General features: G+C 53.2%; 17 protein-coding genes. 11 read left to right on the top strand and 6 right to left on the bottom strand.

The window, feature by feature from the left end; translation table 11 throughout:
• Window positions 1-729 precede the first annotated feature (729 nt).
• Both GSQ94_RS18435 and GSQ94_RS18430 read left to right on the top strand, forming a co-directional pair.
• On the top strand, window positions 730-1,341 hold the full coding sequence (locus GSQ94_RS18435; protein WP_158945326.1) for a hypothetical protein: 612 nt from the start codon (window positions 730-732) through the stop codon (window positions 1,339-1,341).
• A 573-nt stretch (window positions 1,342-1,914) separates the two neighbouring features.
• On the top strand, window positions 1,915-2,199 hold the full coding sequence (locus GSQ94_RS18430) for a DUF2188 domain-containing protein (protein ID WP_158945325.1): 285 nt from the start codon (window positions 1,915-1,917) through the stop codon (window positions 2,197-2,199).
• Window positions 2,200-3,157: 958 nt separating this feature from the next.
• On the opposite strand, the gene GSQ94_RS18425 is transcribed toward GSQ94_RS18430, so the two are convergent.
• Window positions 3,158-4,165, bottom strand: a complete 1,008-nt coding sequence (locus GSQ94_RS18425) for an HNH endonuclease (RefSeq protein ID WP_158945324.1) — start codon at window positions 4,163-4,165, stop codon at window positions 3,158-3,160.
• A 454-nt stretch (window positions 4,166-4,619) separates the two neighbouring features.
• On the opposite strand from GSQ94_RS18425, the gene GSQ94_RS18420 reads away from it, so the two are divergent.
• Window positions 4,620-6,245, top strand: coding sequence for a VPA1262 family N-terminal domain-containing protein (locus GSQ94_RS18420; protein WP_256369984.1), 1,626 nt, complete (start codon window positions 4,620-4,622; stop codon window positions 6,243-6,245).
• 84 nt (window positions 6,246-6,329) lie between these two features.
• Here the strand turns inward: GSQ94_RS18420 and GSQ94_RS18415 are convergent, their stop codons facing one another.
• Entirely contained in the window at window positions 6,330-6,779 is a 450-nt protein-coding gene (locus tag GSQ94_RS18415; RefSeq protein WP_158945322.1) for a hypothetical protein, read from the bottom strand.
• A gap of 136 nt (window positions 6,780-6,915) precedes the next feature.
• Between GSQ94_RS18415 and GSQ94_RS18410 the strand changes: the two genes are divergently transcribed.
• Window positions 6,916-8,892 carry a hypothetical protein gene (locus tag GSQ94_RS18410; protein ID WP_158945321.1) on the top strand — a complete coding sequence of 659 codons (1,977 nt, stop codon included), beginning with the start codon at window positions 6,916-6,918 and terminating at the stop codon, window positions 8,890-8,892.
• A gap of 229 nt (window positions 8,893-9,121) precedes the next feature.
• On the opposite strand, the gene GSQ94_RS18405 is transcribed toward GSQ94_RS18410, so the two are convergent.
• Window positions 9,122-9,925, bottom strand: coding sequence for a hypothetical protein (locus GSQ94_RS18405; RefSeq protein WP_158945320.1), 804 nt, complete (start codon window positions 9,923-9,925; stop codon window positions 9,122-9,124).
• A gap of 161 nt (window positions 9,926-10,086) precedes the next feature.
• Between GSQ94_RS18405 and GSQ94_RS18400 the strand changes: the two genes are divergently transcribed.
• Window positions 10,087-10,608: a Uma2 family endonuclease gene (locus tag GSQ94_RS18400; RefSeq protein ID WP_158945319.1), complete on the top strand. Its 522-nt coding sequence runs from the start codon at window positions 10,087-10,089 to the stop codon at window positions 10,606-10,608.
• A 48-nt stretch (window positions 10,609-10,656) separates the two neighbouring features.
• Here the strand turns inward: GSQ94_RS18400 and GSQ94_RS18395 are convergent, their stop codons facing one another.
• A complete protein-coding gene (locus GSQ94_RS18395; RefSeq protein ID WP_256369986.1) occupies window positions 10,657-10,812 on the bottom strand; it encodes an MbcA/ParS/Xre antitoxin family protein in 156 nt (51 codons plus the stop codon).
• A 1,629-nt stretch (window positions 10,813-12,441) separates the two neighbouring features.
• Between GSQ94_RS18395 and GSQ94_RS18390 the strand changes: the two genes are divergently transcribed.
• From GSQ94_RS18390 to GSQ94_RS18370, 5 genes are all read left to right on the top strand, one after another.
• The gene (locus GSQ94_RS18390; protein WP_158945317.1) at window positions 12,442-13,068 is read left to right on the top strand and encodes a hypothetical protein; all 627 of its coding nucleotides are present in this window, start codon (window positions 12,442-12,444) and stop codon (window positions 13,066-13,068) included.
• Window position 13,069: 1 nt separating this feature from the next.
• Window positions 13,070-15,046, top strand: a complete 1,977-nt coding sequence (locus tag GSQ94_RS18385) for a Mu transposase C-terminal domain-containing protein (RefSeq protein ID WP_158945316.1) — start codon at window positions 13,070-13,072, stop codon at window positions 15,044-15,046.
• 1 nt (window position 15,047) lies between these two features.
• On the top strand, window positions 15,048-16,082 hold the full coding sequence (locus tag GSQ94_RS18380; RefSeq protein ID WP_158945315.1) for a TniB family NTP-binding protein: 1,035 nt from the start codon (window positions 15,048-15,050) through the stop codon (window positions 16,080-16,082).
• 123 nt (window positions 16,083-16,205) lie between these two features.
• Window positions 16,206-18,158: a helix-turn-helix domain-containing protein gene (locus GSQ94_RS18375; RefSeq protein WP_158945314.1), complete on the top strand. Its 1,953-nt coding sequence runs from the start codon at window positions 16,206-16,208 to the stop codon at window positions 18,156-18,158.
• 57 nt (window positions 18,159-18,215) lie between these two features.
• Entirely contained in the window at window positions 18,216-20,042 is a 1,827-nt protein-coding gene (locus GSQ94_RS18370; RefSeq protein WP_158945313.1) for a TniQ family protein, read from the top strand.
• Window positions 20,043-20,178: 136 nt separating this feature from the next.
• Here the strand turns inward: GSQ94_RS18370 and GSQ94_RS18365 are convergent, their stop codons facing one another.
• Window positions 20,179-21,507, bottom strand: coding sequence for a hypothetical protein (locus tag GSQ94_RS18365; protein ID WP_216843135.1), 1,329 nt, complete (start codon window positions 21,505-21,507; stop codon window positions 20,179-20,181).
• Window positions 21,508-21,680: 173 nt separating this feature from the next.
• Window positions 21,681-22,130 carry a di-heme-cytochrome C peroxidase gene (locus GSQ94_RS18360; protein ID WP_158945312.1) on the bottom strand — a complete coding sequence of 150 codons (450 nt, stop codon included), beginning with the start codon at window positions 22,128-22,130 and terminating at the stop codon, window positions 21,681-21,683.
• A gap of 65 nt (window positions 22,131-22,195) precedes the next feature.
• Between GSQ94_RS18360 and GSQ94_RS18350 the strand changes: the two genes are divergently transcribed.
• Window positions 22,196-23,279, top strand: a protein-coding gene (locus GSQ94_RS18350) for an IS3 family transposase (RefSeq protein WP_254063977.1) whose coding sequence is annotated in 2 segments (ribosomal slippage) — window positions 22,196-22,449 and window positions 22,448-23,279 — 1,086 coding nt annotated over the 2 segments. Because the reading frame shifts where the segments join, the coding sequence is not laid out codon by codon here. This gene is flagged as partial in the annotation.

Genomic DNA, 23,279 nt, shown 5'->3' with positions numbered 1-23,279 from the left:
TCTGAACTTGATCGTGTGCCGTTGCGGCCTTGAAGTGACTATTGATGTAGATAATTTCACTGGGCATCAGGCCGTATTTGCAGCGTGATGCCGTGAATTCCTAAATGTTAAGCATTGTAGATAATTATTCCTAAGCTGAAATCTCGACGCCAGGTGGCGTTCGGGGAAATTGCGACCCCGGCTGTCGCCGACTGACGAAACACAACTAATTGATTATTTTTAGGTGGGCGTTTCGATATTCCTATGCGGGCGGGATCATGTCCCGCTGGAGGAGCCCCCTATGTGACATCGATTGAATTGCCCGGAGAGATTGAAGCGAAGTCTCTCTATAAGCTTCAAAGTGGAAACTACCTCTGCGATGGAACGGCGGAGGTACACGCCACCGTGGAGCGTTTTCTGGATAAATTCGAGGCGTTTAGTCAGTCCGAAGAGGGACACTTTTTCGTGTCCACGCGGAATTGGAATGAATTATTCAGAGGTAGAAGTGACTGATGTGCCTGCTCGGATCAAATTCAGTTTCGAATTCGACAAGGATACCCCTGAAATTGTGAGCTTCGAGATCACAAAAGTAGAGAGCGTGCATTAGAGCCCCCGATCTATTCCAAGCAACAGGTGCCTTGGTGTGTCGCGACCGACGAGGAATCCCCCAAATAGATCGCCGAACCTAGAAACGATTGTCACTTGCGATAATGAGACTGAGTCAACTCTTTTCCTCAAGGAGCCGCACGCTTGGCAAGTCCAGCTTCTGCCGCCCGTGGGTCCCATTTCGAGGGGCAAGTGGGGGCATATTACCTGCTCGCGATGCTGGCCGATGCGGAAGCGCTGGGACTTCCGAGATGCGGGATAAGCCGAGTTCGTCTGCAGGGGTCACCTGAAGGACATTCCCTGGACGATGTGATCGTGTACGGCCGAGATTCGCAGGGTATCCCTGCGAGCCTCGAAATTCAGGTGAAGCGGAGCATCGACTTCTCGCCTTCTGACGAAGTCTTCGCCGCGGTGATGGTTCAGGTTGCAGAGGCGGTGAAGAAGCCGGACTTCTGGAGTGTGCGCCGAGAACTCGCAGTGGCAACCAGTCAGCACTCGCGACAAATCGATGGCCCTTACCAGGATGTTCTGACGTGGGCAAGAGAACTCGGAGATGCGCAAAGCTTTCATCGGCGTTTGCGTCTACCGAAGGTGGCCAGCGAACCTATGCGCCGCTTCGTTTCGACGTTTGGAGAGCATCTCAAAATAAACAATGCGCCCCACGACGATCAGAGCGTATGGGAAACCCTTCGACGTTTCCAGATTCTCGTATTCGATTTTGGAAGCAAGAGTTCCGTGGCCGAGGCGGGGAGATGAGCGCGGAACGGATCATGGCCTCACCTCAAGAAACGGAACTTTATGTACGCTAACGATCTCCTCGCAATGAACGCAAACAGCTAACGGTTTTCAATCGTGTGCTCGGTGTAGTGAAACGACCGTTTTCAGAACTCACTCGCCAGATCGTTTTAGAAGTTAATTTGGAACTGAAAAGTCTCCCAGAACCCGTCTACAACCAACGTCCGGATAACGGGACGGCTTAGGTCTCCCTCTGCTCGATCAGGACAGGGACCTGAGCGCACTTCTCAAATCCAGATCCGCTCGACTTCATCGAGCGAGATCTCGTCGCTGCGACGGTCGTATGGTCCGGTCGTTCAGGCAGACTCATGCGCGGCCATCCATAGAGGTCAAGCCCAAAAGGATCAATTCCTTAGAGTTTGGAGAAGCGTGAGAGGTCAGTTGCTGCGCGCTGAGCGATCATAACCTGAAAGGATGCTATGAACTTACCTGGTACGCTGAAGCGCTAGGCCATAAGATCTGCGACTACGAGAACGATAGTCCAACACACACCCGAGCTTGCGATCAAAATAGTCCGTGGTTGTAAACTCAGTTATGGCACGTTCGGTGAAAATTACGACTCCTGTACCAACTCTTGAGGAGTTCGGGACGGCGCTTGGTCTTAGCAAGGCCAGGCAGAAGTCCTTTGCTCCTGTATTCGTAGAGCGCCGTGCTGACGGCGGTTATGCCGTTCGCAGGAGAGGCACAGAACGGGCCTCGTCTGTGTTTTCGACTCAGAGGGAAGCCATTGAGCGGGCAAAGACGATCGCGCCCGACCGTGTCTTCGTGGAGCGCGTCCGCGATTCATCGACTGGCCCAGGTAAGTGGCGCAAGGCATAGACGAATCTGTAGTGGAGGCGTGGTGAAGCGAACGACAAGCACGACCTCCCCTCAATCGGTTTTCCTAAACATTCCTTACGACAAGGGGTTCCGCGCCCTTTACCTAGCTTATATAGCGGGACTGGTACACCTCGGATTCGTGCCGCGTGTGACCCTCGGGCTGCCGGGAGGCGACAGACGGTTAGACAAAATAATCGCGGAGATTCAAGGGTGCAATTACTCGATCCACGATCTCTCTAGAGTAGGCCTAGACCGAAACCCGCCGTTTGCGACGCCTCGTTTCAACATGCCTTTTGAGCTTGGCCTAGCTGTCGCATGGCAAAAGGCCAATCCGACGAAACACACCTGGTTCGTGTTTGAAGAGAGAGCTTATCGGGTGCTGAAGTCGCTGAGCGACCTAAACGGGACCGACCCTCACATCCATGATGGTCAAGTTACCGGTGTCATGCGCGAGCTTGCGAATGCGTTTCAACGGACCCGGAATCGTCCAAGCGTACCCGAAATGATGAGGACCTATCGCACTCTTTCTCGCAGTTCAGCGAGAATCATTGCGGATGCCGGCGCGAGGGATCTCTTTGAGGCGCGTGCATTTCAACTCTTGTGTTTCGAAGCAAAGGTGGCTTCGAAGCAATTCGATTAGCCGGAGCGCGCGGCACACTACAGTAGCTGGGTTATTTTCTTGGCATAGCAGTGGCGAGGTGTTACAAGAGTTTGCAAGAGGTGAGCGCGATGGCGAATGTGTTCGTAGAACCGGATAAACAAAACGGCGGTTACAAGGCTACGCAAAACGGCAGAGTTATAGCCCGAGGCGAGACTCAACGCGAGACTGGTGAGAAAGGTCACAACATACGGCCGAATGATCCGATTCTGGCGGGAAGAGTGCGGCTAATAGAAGATGAGCCCCATCCGGATAAGTGGAGGCACCTCTTTGGGCCAAAGCGGTAAGCCACCCAAGACGCTAGTGATTGGCACCGTCCTTTACACTTTGAAGTAAACACCGCAACTCGAAAAGTGAATATGGTGGACTGCGCTTATGCAGTATCGCGTGGCAGTTCGGACACACGGGAATGAGGTCGTCGATGGGGTTTACAACGTAAGTCGAACGAATGTCGGAAAGCTGTATGAGATGGTGAACGTGAATGAATCCCTTCCCAATCGCTCCGAAGGTCATCTCGAAATCAAACCCGCACGCTTGGCAACGGGGCCCGTGGTGTTCGATGCACTTCGCCCGCGCACTAAGGTCACGTTCAAAACGGTTTACCGCTACTTGAAAGATAGCGCCTTCGCTGTATTCCTCTGACAAGTCCACTTCTTCGGGGAAAGGTTGATAGTTAGGTTTGGTGACAATCTCAAACCCGTTTTCTCTAAGAGTTCGGAAACAGATGGTTTTTAAGCTGCCTTTCAAGTCCTGCGGGCCGAGCGACATTCCGGCAGCTTTCCCGGCTGCGAGGCCGAACACTGCCTTTGGTGGGTATCGGTCTCCCTGGTACAGGAGGTCGTAAAACATTGACCTACCAAAGTCATGATTGACGCCACGCCTGAGGTCAGCAATTGCCTCAAGAATGTGATTGTGGTTTATGTTTGTCAGAAGCGCGTGGGTCTCCGAGGTTTTGGCCTTGCTGGCTGCACCCCGTTCCCTTTGCTCCAGCTTCGTTTTGACAGCGGCGTATGACCTAGCCATATCGACGAGGATACGAGGATACGACTCCGACGAAAGGGCGCGGCGTTTATCTCCGTATCCCACAAACGACGGCATCCAGACAGCGGCACCTTTGCTTCTGGGTGCAATCATCAGGAATACACCGTGACCTTTGTGCGTATCGGTGGCTCCGTCGACCGCAGCGCGAATCTGCTTATTTGCGCTGTATACGGCAGATTCACCAGCCACCGAGCGGAGTTCCGCCACAAGCTGTTCGACTAAAGCAGCAGCGGAATCCGAAAAAACTAGACCTTCAATGTTGGTCATGATTCGGTCACCATTCCTGCCCGACACTTTTCCGGGCTCTCAGAGCCTATCCCAACCCGCGTACTCACTTCCACTGCGAATGTGGCGAGAAATATAGATGGCGGCGTTTCCAGTCGAGGTCAGACCCTAAGTCCCTGTAGTGTCGTTAGTGACTTGAACTCCCCGCAAAGTCGACTTTTGACCACGTTCACCAAGGCAACTTCGATCAGCGAATTGAACTTGGCGGGAAATCTCGTATTTCGCACACCGCGACTCCCGCGGTTGGATCAGTCGCAGTCAGATACGCGTCACGATTGGGGATTGGGACCATCCCTTCAAGTTCATTGTGACCCTGAAAGACGCTACACATGCGGAGATATATCCGATAAGGCACCCGACGCAGCACTGGAAAAATCGTGTCTTCTTTGGCCGCTTGATACAATCAGATGTTTTCACTACTCGATAGGACCTGACAATGGCCGCTCAGGAAAGCGAATTCGCTGACGCATTCGATTGGGCCGTGGTGCGACTAGCGACCTATTTCCCGGCGTCTGCATCTCAAGCTCGGTTGCTCTTCGGCTCAGTCTCGCTCCTCACTAGGGACCGGCCGCGGCCGCTCAGCAGCAAAGGACCTGACCGTTACACGTTAGGAAATGGCAAGAGGGGGGTCGTAATTTTCAGACGTACAGTGCTAAGAGCACAGGACGCCATCGCCTGGTACCGTAACGCGGGGGAAAGAGGCATTACAACTCCTGTTTCGTCCGATTCAAGTGAAGTCGAAGAAAAGATAGACGACATCTCACTGTCATCGACTTCCTTCGAAGATGATCCGCAGTGGCCTTCGCTCGGCGTACCTCTTGGCACCGATCAGTTCTTGAACTCGGGAAGCCCTGGTGACCCTGCTCCGTTCCGTGGATCGGCTGCGCCACGCGTTCACCGACGCTTTGGCGACAGCACTGGCTTCGAAGCTGTCACCTCTGACAACTCGGCTATCCGTTTCCTGAAGCGGCGTCTTCATCTCGATCTCTTGGACTATTCTGAATACCTTGGTGGGTTGGCTCTAGCCGTTCCCGACCCAATATTGCGCAGCGTCAACCACTTTCTAATTCCTGCGCAAGACGTTGGTGGCACTGAGCGTATCGTCTACAGACTCACTTCTCGTCCAGGTCAAAGCTTCGACGACCTTAAACTGACTGTCCTTGAGCATCGATCAAATCTATTGTCACGGTTCCAGACCGTTGATGTCCCAGCTGACGGCCTCGTTACTATCGAGAGTGTCTTGCCGTTTGATCAAACCGGCTACGTCATCTCTCACCCGGTGCAGGGGATCATAGCTTATCAAGAGCCTGTTCGCTTCATTCGTTCGATCAGCGTTTCATACAGCGTGATGGACTCAACGGGCACATCTCTTTCTTCAGGGAGCCCGAAAGGCGTGGGCAAAGAGAGGGACAACGCGATCCGCAAAGTGGTCAAGGCAGAGCAACGTCGCATTGGGAGAGCAGCCGCTAAGCGCTACAAGCAGACATGGTTCGATGGTGGCGAGGGTGCGCAAGCCATCTCATTCCTGAAAGGTCAATTAGTGAGAGCCAGATTGTCGGTGATGATAGCCGATCCCTATTTTGGTGCCGACGAAATTTATCAGTTTCTTCAGGCCGTTCCTGATACTCAGGTTGAATTCACCATTCTCACGTCACGGCTCGCATTCGAAGGCGAGAACGATCAGTTCGTCGATGCGCTGCCTGAAGGCGTTCAGAGCAAGGCCGAAAAGCCCGCCGTTACTGCGAAAGAGATGGAACGGTTGAAGAGCTTCGAACACTCGCTCGCTGCGCTGCACAAACGGGTGTTGAAGAGTGTCGCTGCCTTGGTCTTGGATGAAGAAACACCGCCGCTTCATGACCGATTCCTGGTGATCGACAATGAAGTTCTGTTCCTCGGCAACTCTCTCAACACCTTAGGAGTGCGTGCCTCGCTTATTCTCAGCGTTCCGGATTACGAACCGATCCTTATAAAACTGCGGTCAATGATAAGCTTGGCGCTATCCTTTGAAGTCTATGCCTCGCGGCGTCGCGCAACCTCGGTATTTTCGTTGGGAGAAGACTAACTCGTGGTTTTGAATCCTTCACCTCTCGTCAAGGTGGCCGCTCCTGTGACGCGCCCTTCTTTGGAGAAGCGGATCTTTTGGCCATCAGCCCCAGGTTATAGCGGAGACGGAGAATCGGACTCCATCGTATTTCCTTGCTTGACTGCCATCAAAGCACGTCATGGTGCTCGGCCTCCTGCAGCGCTCAGTGCGTTTGTGGAGGCCGTATGGGACGCCCAAGAGCGGATCCTTGTTCTCGACGACTATCTCTTTGAGCCGCAGGATGATCAATCCCAGCAAGAACGATGCGATCAGATCCTCTTCTGGCTTCCCGACAACCTGGTTGCCAACGATATACGGCTGCTTACCAATGAGCGGTGGGATCAAGTGGTGCGAGATGACATACAGGCTCAGTTTAATGAACGGGCTGCGAACATAAGCCGGAGTGCGCAACGTAGCGCCCGCGCGGCTAAGATTGAGATAAGGTTCTCCCTTAACAAAAACTTCCCATATGTGCATGATCGCTTCGCCATCATCGATAACGAACTCTGGCATTTTGGTGCCACCGTTGGAGGGCTACACAACAAAGTAAACGCTGCGTCCCGAGGCTGGGATGCGACGACACACGATGCAATACGCTTTTTTAACATCGCTTGGAAGGGCGATGAGGACACCCAGCGCGGAGGTCGCAATGGATGAGTGGCCGCAAGAAAGCAGGAATCGATTAAGCAAGACTTTCTACATCCCAAAACGACTTGTGGATATTCCTGGTGACCTTATCCGCGAAATGGTAAAAGCCAAATCATTCAAGACTCAGGTGCAGGCCTTGGCTGCTGGGTTCAACGAAAAAGTTGAACCGCAGGTGAAATTAGCGGAACTATCGACGGCTATCGATCAGCCAGACGCGTTTGGTGAGTATGACGAAGTAGCGCGCCATGCCGTATTTGCTCTTGCCTGTGTGGCGGCGCTTCAAAGAACGCCCACTAAAGAGATGTGGCAGTACCTATGGTCCCTAGCCCGGCACTCTGTGTCACTCGAAAATCTCTTCCCCGAGGCAGTCATTGCAGCTGCCAATGAAACCGTTTTCAGAGAGCAATTTTTTATTATTGCTCGCAACGTGGTGAAGGGTGCCGTCCAACACCGGAAACACCGTGGCATTCAGGGCGAAAAGGGTGTGGGCGCGGATCCTAGGGAGTACTGGCAAAAGTATCCTCAACTTTCAACTCTCTGGCGTGGGGACATCGCACGCTCCTCCAGAACTGTCGAGAGCGACTATGACAATGTCCTGTCAATCGTTGCGAAGATCGATGTACCTGAGTTTGTAAATCTGCTTGAGCTCTATGACTATCCCGACCCGGTCGCACACGCTCTTATGTGGTGCGGTGCACCATGGCGATTTGAACTCTGGAAGAAACTGGTTTTTGCGGCGCCGACAGCTTTTGAGGAACATGCGAAGTGGAACGGATCTCTGATACTGCCACTCCTGATGGCGATTGCGCGAGATGAGTTTCAATTCGGGCTCGGTCGCGAGCCTAACGCGGATCAGGTTTCCGAGGCGACCAGCAGTATTAATGATCTTGCGGCCGAGGTGGCAAGGACGATCGCTTCCCGCTTGGATGCTGTCGGATGTATGACACGGTGGGGAAACTGGCTTGTCCGAACCGGTGTTCCAGCTGTCTCATTAAACCCTCTTCCGCATCCGACTGACGCCACTGCGCAGGGCTTTATTGAAAGCGCACTTCTCGACGCACTCATAGTCGAGATGCCTGCGGGTAGTTGGAAGCCGGATACTGCGCCAGCTGCGGAATCTTGGGAGCCTTGGTGTCAACTCGCTGCAGGCGCTTTGATCGCGTTTAATGGAAAATCTTCGATGCCTTCCACGGCAAATTTTCTCGACGAATGGAATCTAAACCCGGATGAATGGCCTACGCAGCGCGGCCAGAAACTCAAGGAACGCGCCATACCTTTTGACGGAGACGCCCAAAGAGCAGATGGATATGGCGCTCGCCTGCTTGCTTTACCATTAGTTGAAACTAATAGGGCCGATGCAGAATGGAAATACTTTTGGGAAGGATCTGTAACACTGCGTGAAATCGTTGAGTTTGGAGACCCAGATGAGAACGACGGCAGTGTATGGCAAGGAAGGATGAACGCTGCCCGTCTCCTCATGCTCCAGTTCAGCATCGGTCTGATGATGTTGGACCACCTGATTATTCCACCGCGGCCTTTGAACTATGATCGGCGAAACGCCATTGGGGCGCTGCTCCGTCTACTCCGCGAAGCCGTTCACGAAATGGCAGCGATTGATCAATTCAATGGGAAATTCTGGACGGAGGCTGTCAGACACCTCGCTGTTCGCAGAGCGAAGTGGCTTTCAGGAAACGCTGCGTCCGACGACATTAGGGTCCCGGCAGAAACGAAACCAACTTTGGTAGACTTCATCCAAGATCTCGCCGGTGACACTGAGAACCTCGTGGCCCTCATCTACGTGATGCATCAAAGTGGTGTCGACGATACCGAACTCGCTGCTGCATTCACAACAGCCGAAGTCGATATTAACAATGAGATTGTCCTTGCTGAGCGTTTACTCACAATCTCACAGCGAGCTATTGGTCTCAATGAAGCGCAACTAAGCGTTGCTCGGGAACTCTTACGTTGCTCCGACTAACCCCGATTCGCACTAGAGAAACCAGGATAAGCTCGCTCTTCTCGAAAGTTTTGGCTCTTCCAACTTTGATTCGAAAGCGATCAAGTTGGTCAAATGGCTTTGCCAGTCGGTGATCGAGTCGAACGATCAGCCCATGTTTGAAATTGAAACCGAAGCGCTGGATGCCGAAGTGCCGTCGTCGGTGATAGGAATCATCTACGAGATTAAAGTCTCCGAGAGCCCGGTTGAGCTAGAAGGCAGGATCGATGTCAGAGACCGTCAGCTCGTGAAGATCCTTTCGCTTGGCTATCTTCTTGAGTTGTACCAGTCTCGCTCGCACCGCGGCAGGTGTTCGTCCCAAATGCGTTGCGATCTTTCTTGCTCCTTCCCCATTCTCAAAGCAAGCGACCAGGTTCCTGTCATTCTCATCCGTCCACGCTGAGCCTCTATTTTCCGGAGTATGCGTGCCTTCCTTACGACCCCTAAGCTCTTTTTCTGTCAGGCCCCTCTCCTCCTGAGCAGCCCGTCTCTTCTTGTGAGGTATAGGTTCCTCGTTTCTCTCGCCGCCATTTCTCTGAGCAGCCAGTGTCGCCTCCGGTGATCTGCATTCTTCCTCTCTCCCTTTGAGGGTAAGCGCAATCCTGGCGATCGTGGCACTACGAAGATGGTCAGGAAGCGTCTTATGACACTCCCAACCGCCACGGTGTCCAAGCTTGATTGCATCCTTGTGCTCTTTCCACTGGTTCAGAAGCGGATGCTTCGCCGCAGCCAGTCGAAGCACCCATTCGCACTCTGACTCCAGTGACTCCTGGTAGGTGTCAACGATCGCCAGAACGACGATCACCGGCCTGACACCCGCGCCTATGGCATCAAATAGCCAGGTAGCAATGCTATTGCTGGAGACCTCGCGTTTCCGACCCGCGCCCGGTATCGTTAGATGCGCACGCTTGCGCCCCTCGAAGTTGGATGTCTGACCTATGTATACAAAGAGGTTTGTGCGTGGATCGATAATCCCATAGGTTGTGAAAACTCCGTTCAAGGGCCCTTGATACATGGGGCTATCGTAATCATTCGCACTCGCGTCGTCATCTCATGGCACGACGCACGATCGAGACGTGTCGACTAATGAGATGATCTGCCGCTTGATACCCCGAGCAGGTAGATCGTTAGAGTCAGAGCTCAGCCGCTGGAGTAAACTTTCGTCAGGAGTGCCCTATGGCAACCTCAGCACAGATTTCGATGACGGAGTATCTGCACTCTACGTTCGAGCCCGATGCCGAGTATGTAAATGGTGAGATCGAGGAGCGAAACGCTGGAGAGTACGATCATAATGCTGTCCAAAAAGCAGTCCTTCTTTGGTTTGACCAACACGACAAGGAATGGCGGACGCGCACCATGCAGGAGCAACGGACGAGGTTGAGGTCCGGAAACGTTCGTTTACCCGACGTCAGCGTATTTCCAAGAGATTTGCCAATCGAACAGGTCTATACTCGCCCGCAACTCATTGCTGTCGAAGTCCTATCTCCCGAGGACCGCCAATCAAAAGTGCAGGAGAGAATCGCCGATTACATCGATTTCGGAATTGCCAACATCTGGTTCATTGATCCAAAGAAGAGAATTGGATGGAATTGCACCAGTGGCGATTGGATCCGTAAGGACCTCTTTGAAGTTGAGGCAACTCCCATCTACCTGGCTCTTGACGAGCTGTTTCGTCAGGTAGACGCGAATGATGAATAAACGACCATAATAGCCCAACGAATCGCGCTTGAGAGGTGAATCTGCGCATCAGGTAAACATGCCTTCATCAATCTGCACTAGCATTTCCTCGACCATGCGGCCGCCCAGATCGGTGCGCAGCATCTGGATAGGTGTGCGTTCACTGAAGCGCGATTTATGTTTGGTCATCCAGGAGAGGGCTTTTTCCCTGTTCCCCAAACACATATGTTGCCTGATCAAAGACTCGAATGAGTCTCAAGAGACTATCACCTTCATCCAAGGTGAGCGCTGTGTGCGTTTCATCCTTTGCTTGAGCGTCCTAGCGGAAATGACCACCTCGTAAATATCCCGGCACTGCATCCCAGAAGCGGACAAAAATTCGGTAAGGACGCTGACCGCTAAACCGGATTCGACTGCGTCCCGGTCGACACGAAGAGTGACCAGTAGCGGTGCTTGTTTTTGCAGTACGGCTTCCTTGCTCATAGCGAACATTATGCGCCACTCCGTAATAGGCATTATGTACGAAGTTTCCACCAAAGGAGCGGAATTCATGAGCTTGCGATCCAGTTCGTGAGCGTAGGCTTCACGCTTCAGGGCATTCATAGGAGCAAGTAGACACTGTCAATGCAACTTGTGATCGTCGTTCATGAACACCGACTATACGGCTGCCCACTTAGCAATTGCGGTAGCACTCTGCATATATCGCGGATGCTGAACAACTCGGCCACGGAGACGCAACGACACAGATAAGGAACATCCGGTTTTAGTATTGACACCAATTTAGGGTTGACGCGGGCGCTCCAAGTATTCCCCCAAACTCCAGTCGCTCCGCGTTTTCCATCACCGTGCTTAGCGGGCCTGTACCTATCTTGATTCTCTTCAAAGTGCGTAATCCAGTATCACAATGTCATGGAGAGGAACATCTATGGCCGAGAAGCGGCTACATGGAAGCGCTCGAACCACTCGAGACATGCGGCGGGTCATTAGGCAAAGCAGCGGCAGTATCGAGAGTGTGGCTAGAGAACTCGGGATCAACCCGAAAACGGTGGCCAAGTGGAGGCGGCGAAGTTCAGTGGAGGACGCCCCTATGGGTACCCGGACGAGAGGGTTCTTATCACTATCCCGGGAGGAAGAATACGTTATTCTTGATTTTCGAAAGAGAACTAACTTACCTCTGGACGAATGTCTTTATTACTTGAAGAAGCTGGTCCCGTCGCTGAGGCGCTCAACTTTGTATCGCTGCTTTTTGAGACATGGTCTTAGCAATATTGCCGATCACGCGGTGGAGATGAGTGATCGCGATCCGTTCGACCTGATCCAGAGATATCTTAGGAAGGCAACCCTGTTAAGGGTATGTTCCGAACTCCGTCTCAGTGGACGGGTGCAATTTCTGTCCAAGTAATGGATACGCCTCTCAACAAGACGAATACGCATTCTCGGAGGCCATCACCAAATCAAGGAATTCACGGTTTAGCCTAGACAGCAAGGCTTGCTGCATCATCGCAGTACTATGCCGAAGACCTCGTGGCAACAAGGTCCACTAGATAGGTCCTACTGGGCAACCTGCAATTAGCCGTGCCGCTATTCACCATGACTTTGTGAAACTCACTCGGTTGTTTTTTGACATTTTGATTGTGCACAAATAGTTTGCATTTTTTCGCCTTCCGAGCAATTCTTTGGCGCATGAAGTCATACGCGAACTGCCAATCGGCCGCTGGACACAATAGTCAAAGACGCTCACCAATATTGACTACGGAAAGTTCTCACCTCAAATTTTCTGGCCCCGGACTCATCAGTGGTCCTGCCGGCGGACAAATCCAGCGGATCACATTTTGCGTCGTCGGCCAGGCAAGAATGCGCAACATCATTTCGAGGTCACGAATGCGCCCGACGTGGAAATATCCGTCGTTCAAAAACGCGGTCCTCAATAATCACGGCGAGTCTCCCAACGAAACGAGCGGTTTTCGCTGGCTCGATTTCAATCCTGAAGTGTTGACGTACCGCGAGCAACCTTGCGAGATCGTTTATCTCGACGATGATGGCGTCGAGTGCCGTCATTTTCCCGATATCGAGGTGCTCGCTCATACCGGGCCTCAGCTCTGGGAGGTCAAGGCGGAACGATTCGCGAACGCGGATGTCATTCGACGCAGAACAGAGATTCTTTCCGCTGAGCTGCCGTCATGGGGCTTCGTATACCGAGTGATGACAGCTGAAGAATTGAACCTCCAGCCACGAAAGGACAACATCCTCAAGATATTGGACTTCGCACGTAGACCGGTCGCCGACTCGGAGAGGTCGATGATCACCGATGAGCTGAGGCGAAAAGGGCAGATCGTTTGGCGGGATGCGGTTGAGGGCAAGTATGGGGGCTATGGCAGAGAGATCCTATGCAGGCTCGTTATTGAGGGGCATCTCGAGATTGATCTCCAAGTTCGCTTTAGCGACGACACGAAATTCATTCTGGGCACGGTGAGGTGCTGATATGGGAGGTGGGGGCTTTAGATTCGAAAAAAATGCGCGCATCGACATTGATGGAGCTGAACTTCGGCTGCTGAAGAAGCTCACAGATAAACGTTGGCAACTTGTGGAGACCCGTACGGGAAGTATCCTAGAGCGCGACGAAACGGAACTTTTTGAGCAGCACTATAAGGGAAATTTGCGCTTCATCGGGGAAGTGCCAGGTATACGGACCCGTCCTGTGCATCACGAACTCTCGGAGATCGAGAAGGCCGACGTTCGCTGGCGTATGCACTTCATCAAGGCGGTACAAAGCCTTCCAGCTTCGAAAGCGGCATTCGATCCTGCCATTGAAGACGCGTGGAAGCGCTACAAGCAGGACCTGAAACAAGAATCGGTAACGTCGCCGACTCGCCGCCGCCGCAGAAGCGGGCATACGCATCGCCCCGGGTGGATTACTGTTTACCGCTGGCGGACGCGTTACGAGCAATCAGGCGATAACGCTTATTCACAAGTGAACCAAGCGCGCAAACAAGATTCTACTGATCCTGATCTGGCAGAGATAATCGATGAGGCGCTCGAGGAAGAGTATCTCATCCGCGAGCGCAATCCACTGCAGGAGGCCATCGATGCCGCGATCATCAAATCCAAGGACGAAAATAAGCGCCGAGAGCGACTTGGCATTCCATTCTTATCGATGCCGACACGTCGCAAGGTCCAGAGTCGCTTATCGCTAATCTCGGCCTTTGACATCTGTGCTGCGCGTTACGGCCGACAAGTAGCCTTGACGAAGTTCCGCGCTGTACATGGTCACCGAGTTACTACACAGGCTCTCGAGCGTTGTGAGATCGACCACACTCCTTTGGATCTCTTTGTTGTCGACGACAAGGGCCTCCCGCTCGGACGGCCGTACGTCACGATGTGTGTGGACGACTATACGCGCTGCATTCTGGGACTCTATGTCGGTTTTGTCCCACCAAGCTATCAGTCGGTTGCGAATTGTCTAAAGCACGCTTTCATGGCGAAGATAGGCCAGAAATCTGAATACCCAGATGTAGAACACCCATGGATAGCATGTGGCCTCTGTCGGACGCTGGTCGTTGACCAGGCCGTAGAGATGCATTCAACGGCATTAGAGACTGCCTGTGCTCAACTTGGCACAACTATCGAATATGCGCCGAGGAAACAAGGTTGGTACAAGGGCAAGATTGAGCGCGTCTTAGGAAGATTGAACCGCGAAGTGGCTCATGGGACCCCAGGAACCACATTTAGTAACATCTTTGAAAAAGGTGACTACAACCCCGAAGGGTTTGCGGTAATCAGGCTTTCGACCCTTAAACAAGGCATACACATATGGGTATGCGATGTGTACCACCAAAAAAAACACCACGCACTAGGAATGCCCCCCGAAACCATGTGGAAGCTGAACGTCCGGACGGAGGACATCCGCTTCCCCGCCGACCGTGAATGCCTGAACATCGTGATGGGGAGACCCTACCCGCGCGTTCTGACTCACAAAGGCGTCGAGTTCAAAGGCCTGTATTACGGATCTGACGCGTTGCATCAACTTCGCCATCTCTATGGAGCAAGGTTGGTCGTACAGATACGGGTTGACGAAAGTGACATAGGGGCAATCCATGTCTTGTACGGCGATGAAATCGTTATTGCCAGGGCGCTCAGAGAGGACTATGCGGTTGGTCTCAGCCTCTGGCTTCATGAGCAACTTCAGAAGCATAGCCCAAAGTATGACCCCGATACATGGTTGGCGGGGAAGGAGAGAATCAAGCAACTATTCCGGAGGGATCGGGAGCACTTGAAGGACGTGTCGAGGCGAGGCAGGGGTCGCGTCATCGAACAGCAGCCGGAACTAGCGCTCCCTTCGCCGAAGGCAATTAGAGGGTTGCCGCGTCTTTCATTAACGTCTCCGGCGAGCAAATCTCTGAACCTCGAACTATCGGATATCCCAACCTACAAAGCTGTACGCAGTCAAGGAGCTTCATGAAATGTTCGATCCCCATACCTTTCTCAATGTGACGATTCCCCATGCTGCCTCCACCGAGATCACGGAACGTATAGAACTCTTGGCAGCTGCGAGAGATAAACGTGAAGACCCATATTGTATCGCCCTCACGGGACCGACTGGAGCCGGAAAGACGTTCACTCTCAATGCCCTGTACGAGAAAAACTGCGCCTACGATACAACCGAAGGAATGGTGCATCCTTGGATCAAGGTTAAAGTACCTTCGGTACCGACGCTAAAAAATATGGCTGCGTCAATCCTCACCGTATTGGATCCAGGAGATTCTGGTACTAGATCGACAGAGAGCCAAATAACACATCGGATCACAGCGCTCTTGGAAGAGTGTGAGACAGATGTTATTTGGCTTGACGATTTTCAGCACCTCTATGACAGACATAACGAAAAGTTCTTTTACGAAGCATCAAATTGGCTGAAGAATCTAATCGAAACTAGGAAAAAGAACAGGACTAAGCGGATGCTAATTGTCTCTGGCCTTGACGACGCCATGAAAGTGATTAATCACAATTCGCAATTGCGCAGGCGCTTTCGTGCCAAATTATCGCTGCCGTGCTTCTCGTGGAGCGATGTAAAGCAGAGAACGGAGTTTGCCGCTTGCCAACAAGAGTTCCTCAATCATCTGGAATCTCAATTCACACTAGAGGATTTACGCAGCGCGAGCTTTATCTTCAGGTGCTATTGTGCAACCGGTGGCTTAATTGGCTATCTGAAAAGATTGCTCCAGGAAGTTGTTCTTTCTGCTGATGGGTGTAAGAAATCTACGATTGGCATAGAGGACTTTGATCTGGCATACGACCGATATTTGTGCGACAGTCCGGAGCTGCAGAATATCGACTACCGACCATTCAGTAAAGAATTCGATCCAACACCGACCGACGAGCTGCTCGCTCTGGCACTCCTCATCAGTATGCCACCCGACCGACCAGTGGCGACGGTTCGTAAGAGGTCGCCGCGAACCTTAGGTAGGTCATTCGTAGAGGCGGGTCTGTCTGCAACATGATGCTCAGTGGCCGTGTAGCTGTTGTTGTGAGATTTAAATCAAAGGTCATGATAGGTTCCCTATTCAGCTGCGGAATAATTCTGTTCAAGCGCGAGCTTCTGGGAGGCAGCTTTGCTAACTAGCATGCAGAACAATCAGCTACTTGTCCGGCGTCCATGTCCCAACCGAACAGAAAGTAAGCTCGGCTATATCCTCAAGCTTAGCGAGAAGAATGGTTATGTAAGCCCTCAGGCTGTTCTTACTCGAGCGGGCACAAAGTTTAAACGACACAATACTATCGATGCCATGACCAAGCTGGCGCATATTGCTGGACTGACTGCAACTGAACTATTGTCGATCGTGACCCACTGGGGCGAGCCCGACCGGATGTTCTGCAGGTTGATGGGCCAGCGCATCCATTCGGCGGATCTACAATTCCAGCAAAAAAAAGTGTGCCCAGAGTGCGTGAAGGCTAAAGGATTTATTGAAGCACATTTCGATTTGGCCGTGATGATCGCGTGCCCTGTTCATGGAAAGCTGCTGCTTACGCATTGCTCCCAATGCTCCGCAGAGATTCGGTGGGAACGCCCAGGACTGCTGAAATGTCACTGTGGTGCGGCTCTGATCCAATGTGACGATTCGTTAGTGTCGCCTGCCGTTCGTGAGCTTCTTGATATCGTACGTCGCAAGGCGCTTCTTCTTGAACCTGGAGCAGATTACTCATCTGGAGTCCCTGATGCTCAACTCTGGAAGATGAACCTCCAGTCACTCATTTATCTAATCGGAGCTCTCGGGAGGCGGGTCGTTGGAGGCCGCAGTGCTGTGAAGTGGAATGATTACGGTAGGATCGTGTCGGGCGCGGCAGAGATATTGGCCAATTGGCCCCATGGATTCCACGATTGGCTGCGGGAATTGACGGCGGACATCCCCGATGATGTGCCGCTCAAGTTGACTACGCAGCCTCTCCGTGGAATCTATTTTTCCTTAGGATATGGGGTTAGGCCACGATCCGAAGCAATATTTCTTCGACACGCCCTCTCGGCATTTGTTGTGAATCATCTTGGAGCTGGGTGTCACGACCGCGAGTTTCGAGCAACGAAGAACGAATACGTCAAACGCTATATTCCGGTCAATGGATTTGCTGAAATGTTGGGAATTGATCCGCGGACTGCCCAGCAATTGATCAAACGTCAACGACTACCGACAGTCGAAATCGAGCGTGCTCGCTACAAACGAACGCTAGTAGACCTTACGAAGGTCACCCTGCTAACGAGATCTCCTGGCAAAGTCTGCCGGCGGCAGGTTGCCGCCAAAGCAATCGGGATCTCATCGGAACTACTTTCTAGCTTGAAGAAGAGCGGAGACTTTCAGGTAAGCCACCTTCCCAAGGGCATGTCGGGCTTCCATGAGTCCGACATAAAGGTATTTGTTGAGAAGCTAGTTGCGATAGCCTCGCAACAGAGTATGGGCCGAGACGAGGCGCAGCGTTTGATTCGGCTGGAATTCATTCTGCAACGCAGTTTCTGCACAGTCGAGGAGAAAGCGGATATCGTTAGGCGGTTGCTCCATGGGTCCCTCGAAGCTTGGGGATGCGACGATGGAACGATTGGTGGCATTCTCGTTCCTGTGTCCGCAATAGGCAGCTCGGGAAGACGGGTGCTCCGGGACCACACTCGAGCCCTCTTCACTAAAACGGCTCCTGCCGCAAAAGACGGCGGACGTAGGATGAGTAGTGCCGAAGCCGCTTCGTATCTGAACTGTTCAAAAATAACCGTTTATAAACTTTTGGAGCAACGCCTGATCCAGGCTGCTAAGCAGGGGAATATGTGGTTGATTGAAGAGGAGGAGCTCCGCAAATTCAGTACAACTTACGTTCAAATCGCGTCGGTTGCGAAAGAGTTGCGTACGAGTCCTTGTGCCTTGGCTCAATTTTGCGCAGCACACGGCATTCCCACGATACCTCCGGGGCAGGGCACCAGGAGCGGGAATCAATTATTCATATGTGCTAAAGATGAGTCCAATCTGCTTGCTTTCAATTTGCACTCGAAACCTAAAGCCCTCTACCGGCGGAACCGCCGGTCCGTTTTGGCGGCGTAGATGCGAGATAAGCAGGACGCTTGGGAGGCTAGTAGCATTGGGGCCGGAAAGTGTCTCGTGAGGCACCCAATTCCGCGGCCCACTTCTAGCCTTCTGGGCTACATTCTCAAAATCAGCCAAGCCAATGGCTTCAGCTCTCCCTGGAGCGTGATCCGGCGGGCAGGACTGAAGCAACACGAATTCCGGGGCACGGGGATTAAGCTTGGGAAGATTGCCGCCATCACCGCTTGTCCGATCGACGATCTCATTGCGCTCGGATATTCCGATCCTAATTCGGAGCGCTCCTGTCACCTTCTGGACCATAAGCTACTTCCGACCGATCTGGATCTCCAAAGTCCGAGAATTTGCCCGGAGTGTGTCCGGAGCCTCGGTTTTATTGAAGCACAGTGGGATTTGGCGTACATGGTAGGCTGCCCGGTTCACTTGTGTTGGGCGACTTCGTCATGTGTCGACTGTGGTGAAGCTCTGCGATGGTTCCGCCAGGGGCAATTGCGCTGCCACTGCGGTGCAAAGATTAAGAGCGCCGGTGAATCGATCAGCTTACCCGAAAGCGATCTGCTGCAGGTTCTCCGAACCAAGGTTCTGCGTCTACTCCCCCTTGCCAATTTCGGCACCGGACTGCCCTTTCGCGAATTGCAGCAGATGGAATTGCGGAGCTTGCTCAGAGTCATTACCGTGATTGGCTCCTGTTCGAATCTACTCAAGAGCCCATCAACGCGGAACAGTCCGCCTGCAGCGATCCTATCCGCGGCGGCAGAGACATTATCTGGGTGGCCTTCCAATTTCTTCGAACTGTTGCGGCAACTCGGCAGACGACGAACCCAAAACCCCTGCGATATCCGCGACCAGTTCGCGCCACTGTACAGCTCCCTATTTAAGGAGAAGCTAACTGGGTCGGCCGAGGAACTGGATTTCATCAGGATTGCATTTCTTGATTTCGTATCGAACCATTGGGACGGACGCAAAGTCGACAGCCGCTTGTTGAGCTCCGTACGCAGTCAGGTATCGACACAGTATGTGTCACGGGCTCAGCTTGCGCGTTCGTTGCGTGTGGACCCCAGGACGATCAAGCGCCATGTAGACCTCCACTGTTTGCCGGTGAAGAAATCTCAATCACCAGAGCGATTTGACAAGAGTCAGTTTAGCTTTATCGACAGGTCCGCGAAACTGCTTCGCGTCAGGGAGGCGGCGAGGGATATCGGCATTTCCGTAGCAGTCTTACGCTCCCTGACAGATGGCGGTGAGTTCGAGGTGAGACATCAGTTACCTCGACAACCTGGATTTCACGAATATGATGTCCGCTCTTTTAAAGATAAGGTGTTGGCGCTCGTTCTAGGTGAAATGAGTTGCACAACGGATCTACGGGTGATTACAGTCGGCGAAAGTCTGCAGAGGGTCTGTCAGGCGACGGGAGAGAAAGCGAATCTCCTCCGAGATTTGCTTGCAAAGAGAATTCGGGTGATTGGACAGACAGAGAGAACATTGCGAGGCTTGCTCATTTCGTCGAAGGATCTATCCATCTTCATCAAGGGCGAACGAAGGAACGAATTCGGGCGTGTGATGACTTGTGCCATTGCCGCGAAAACCCTCAACTGCGAGATCGACACTGTGAGGGGATTGATCGAACAGAAACTTCTTTGCGCCAGGAAGACTGCACGAGGCTGGGAGATAGCCGAGTCCTCTGTTGAGGAATTCAGCCGGCTATTTGTCCGCCTTTCGTGGGTCGCAGCATTGGTAGGAACGAGCTCGCGGCGTCTCATGGCGTTATGCGCGTGCAACAAACTCGAACTGTGTGAGATCAAATCATCGCGCGGTGGCGTTCAGCCTTTTGTTCGCCGGCAAATGGTCGACACCATCGTAGAGTACGTCAAGACCAACGCCTGACAATGTATCGAAGCGAGGAGAACCGGTTTGCGATTATCCCCAGAGGAATATTTGAGAGGTGTCTACAGCGATTGGCCAGGTGACTGGGACGGTGATTCATCTGGTTGGTCTCAACCCTTGGTCGGCTTACCGGAATTCACCGCTGCCGGGTAAGCAGTTCTGCGTTGATGAACGAAACGACTGCAGCTGTTTCGGCGGTCGTGCGCCTGGTTACGGTCGCCTGAATTGACCCTTTACCCGCCGGAGCCCAGCCGAAGTTGCGCACGTCCCATGGACCATTTGGCAACGTAGCCGTATTGATTCCGGGAATATTCGTAACTTTCAATAACTCCATGGCACGTCGAGTCTCAGTATGGCAGCTAACGCAGTCCGTATTGAAAAAGTGGCTCCTGGTGGGATCGGCGATCACATCGAGTAATTCCTTCGTCTTTTCAGCTGTTGGAGTCGGAGTGTTGGAAAGATCAGATGTGGAAACGCCTCTGCGTTTAGCAATGGGTAGAACTGCTCCCGTTACCGCTGCGTTGCTGCAAGTAATAGGGTTCAGATTATTGGTGTGGGGCTCGGGAGCGACGCGCGGAATTGCTCCGGCGGGCTGAAGCATCTGAGCGAATTGTTTGCCATCTAGCGTGGGACCGTTCACCGGAACGAATCCTCCGTTTGGCAACGCCGGTAGGAAACCGGAAGGCACCTTGAGCATCGATAAAAATATCCATGGTTCGGGTGCTCCCGCGGGAAGGCCCGCGATGGCCATGGCATTTAAGTGCTGACCGGATATGTGCCTTTCGAGAAACAACTGAATCTCGTTGCGGACATCATTCGCTGTGGTCTCGTCTGCGAGTCCGGGGTGAATACCCAGGGGAACACCGGCAGTGATGACTTTGTCTACGCCGAGCTTCCCTTCGCTTAATTCGGTTCGCAGAGCGGCGACGTCTTTGACGATCGCGTTGAATGCGACCATGTCGGGCACCTGCCGCGGAAGACAGCCTGGCTGTTGTTGGTTCAGAAGTGTAAAATCAAAGATCAGATGCGCCGCGATGTCGTCCACTTTGGGTGTACCATCCGAATTGCGCGTCACTGGTTGGATGATAAGGCGAATCTCTGGGGACTGCCCGAACTGCGCTGGAATATCATTGGAGAGTCCCGGTGCTCCAGCATCGATTCGAATGCCTGAGACGAACCAGCCGTCAATTGTTTTCGCCTCGGCGGGCAAGCCAATACTCTTCTGTGTGCCATCGACCTGTGCCGCAGGGCCGGCGGCGATCGCAAGAAACTGCTGAAACGCCGAATCGGGCCATACCGGATCGCGCTTCGTGGGATCCTGCGGGTTCGGCACGGTGAGGTCACGGACCGCTATCAATTTGGCAAAGTCTTCGGCCTTCGTGGGTGGAGGGAACAGCAGCGACACATCATCGGCAGAGAGAGGCTGGATTGCAACTGCTCGTGTCGGCGCAGATGCGGTAGCCACCGTCCCAACGTGTTCCTGCCGGGACCCGCCGGCGCAGCCAATACATACCAGTAGGATTCCGACCAATACGACCCTAAAGCCTCTGAGAGAAAGCGTTTCGAAACGATCCATCTAGCCCTCCTATTTGGTAAGACCGACTCTTAACTCCGTCATCCTATCTATTGTGGGGATCTCTACAAGGTCTTGAGATACTCAATCAAATCCAACCGCTCGTCGGGCCTGAGAGAGCGGCCAATGACGCCGATATCCTTCGAGCTGCTAACAAACTCATGTCCAGAGTTGCTATTGCCCCGCTTGGTCGTATCGAATTCGAAGCCATCGGGGAATGCATCAATCCGATATCCGACATTTACCGGGTCATACTCGCGATTGCCCAGATAGAACTTCTTCGGCCGCTCTGATACCGGCGATAAAAGTGCATATAGATTTGGGACCGACCCGTTGTGAAGATACGGTGGCGTTGCCCAGATGCCGTTAAGGGGACGAACCTTGTAGGAGAGGGGAGCTCTTACGTCCATGCTACGGTTACCATTCATCTGCTCGCGCAGCGCTGGAGGTATTGGCAGAGGCTGATTGTCGTACCAATGATTCACTGTGTTATCGACAACCTGACCAAGTGCCACACTGACCTGCTCCCTTGGATCCGCACATACGCAAGTATGATTTCGGATTCAGGGAGGAGAGCAGTATGAGCAAGAGCAAGCACAGCGAAGCGCAGATTATTGCGGCTTTGAAGCAAGTAGAGGCGGGACGTACGGCGGACGATGTGGCCCGGGAGTGCGGTGTGTCCAAGCACACGATCTACGCTTGGAAGGCGAAGTTCGGCGGCATGGAGGCTAGTGAGGCGCAGAGGCTTCGAGCATTAGAAGATGAGAACGGGCGACTCAAGCGGTTGGTGGCGGACCTAAGTCTGGATCGCGAGATGCTGAAGGCGGTGATCGCAAAAAAGGCTTGAGCTCGTAGACCGAAGGACGGATGCCCATTGGCTCAAGGAGCGGTTTGAGACCAGCGAGCGCCGGGTATGCGGGCTGATGTCGATCGCTGTGAGCAGCTGTCGCTACTGTTCCAGACGGTCGGATGAAGGACTGAAGGAGAAGCTGGTTCGGCTGGCCAGAGAGAAGCCGCGCTATGGCTATCGGAGGTTACAGGTGCTGATCGAGCGCGAAGGCGAGCGAGTGAACCACAAGCGTCTGTATCGGGTATACCGCGAGGCGGGGCTTTGCCTGAAGCGGAAGAAGCGCAAGCACTGCGTCCGCAGCGGATCACCACGGGTACTACTAACGGCAGCCAACCAGGAGTGGGCACTGGATTTTGCGCACGATGTAGTTGCGGCGGGACGAACCATCCGCGTCCTAAGCATCATCGATGCCTTCACCCGCGAGTGTCTTGCTCTTGAAGTGGATACAGGTTTTGCGAGCCGGCGGGTTACTCGTGTGCTTGACGAGGTGATCGCTCGACGCGGCCTGCCGCGAGCGATACGCTGCGACAACGGCCCGGAACTGACGAGCCGGCACTTCCTGGCCTGGGGCCTGGAGTGGAAGATCGAGCTGCGCCACATCCAGCCGGGTCGCCCCATGCAGAACGGCCACGTCGAGAGCTTCCACGGACGCTTGCGGGAAGAGTGCCTACGAACCAACTGGTTCCGCAACCTGTTCGACGCACGCACCAAGATCGCTCACTGGAGAAAGGAGTACAACGAAGTTCGGCCCCACAGCAACCTCGACTACAGAACACCCAATGAGTTCGTGGAAGCAATCCGGAAAGCGAGCTAT

The organism is Granulicella sp. S190, assembly GCF_009766095.1.
Taxonomy (GTDB): domain Bacteria; phylum Acidobacteriota; class Terriglobia; order Terriglobales; family Acidobacteriaceae; genus Edaphobacter.
The sequence above is the reverse complement of the archived record's forward strand: the minus strand, read 5'-3'. Positions and strand labels throughout refer to the sequence as shown.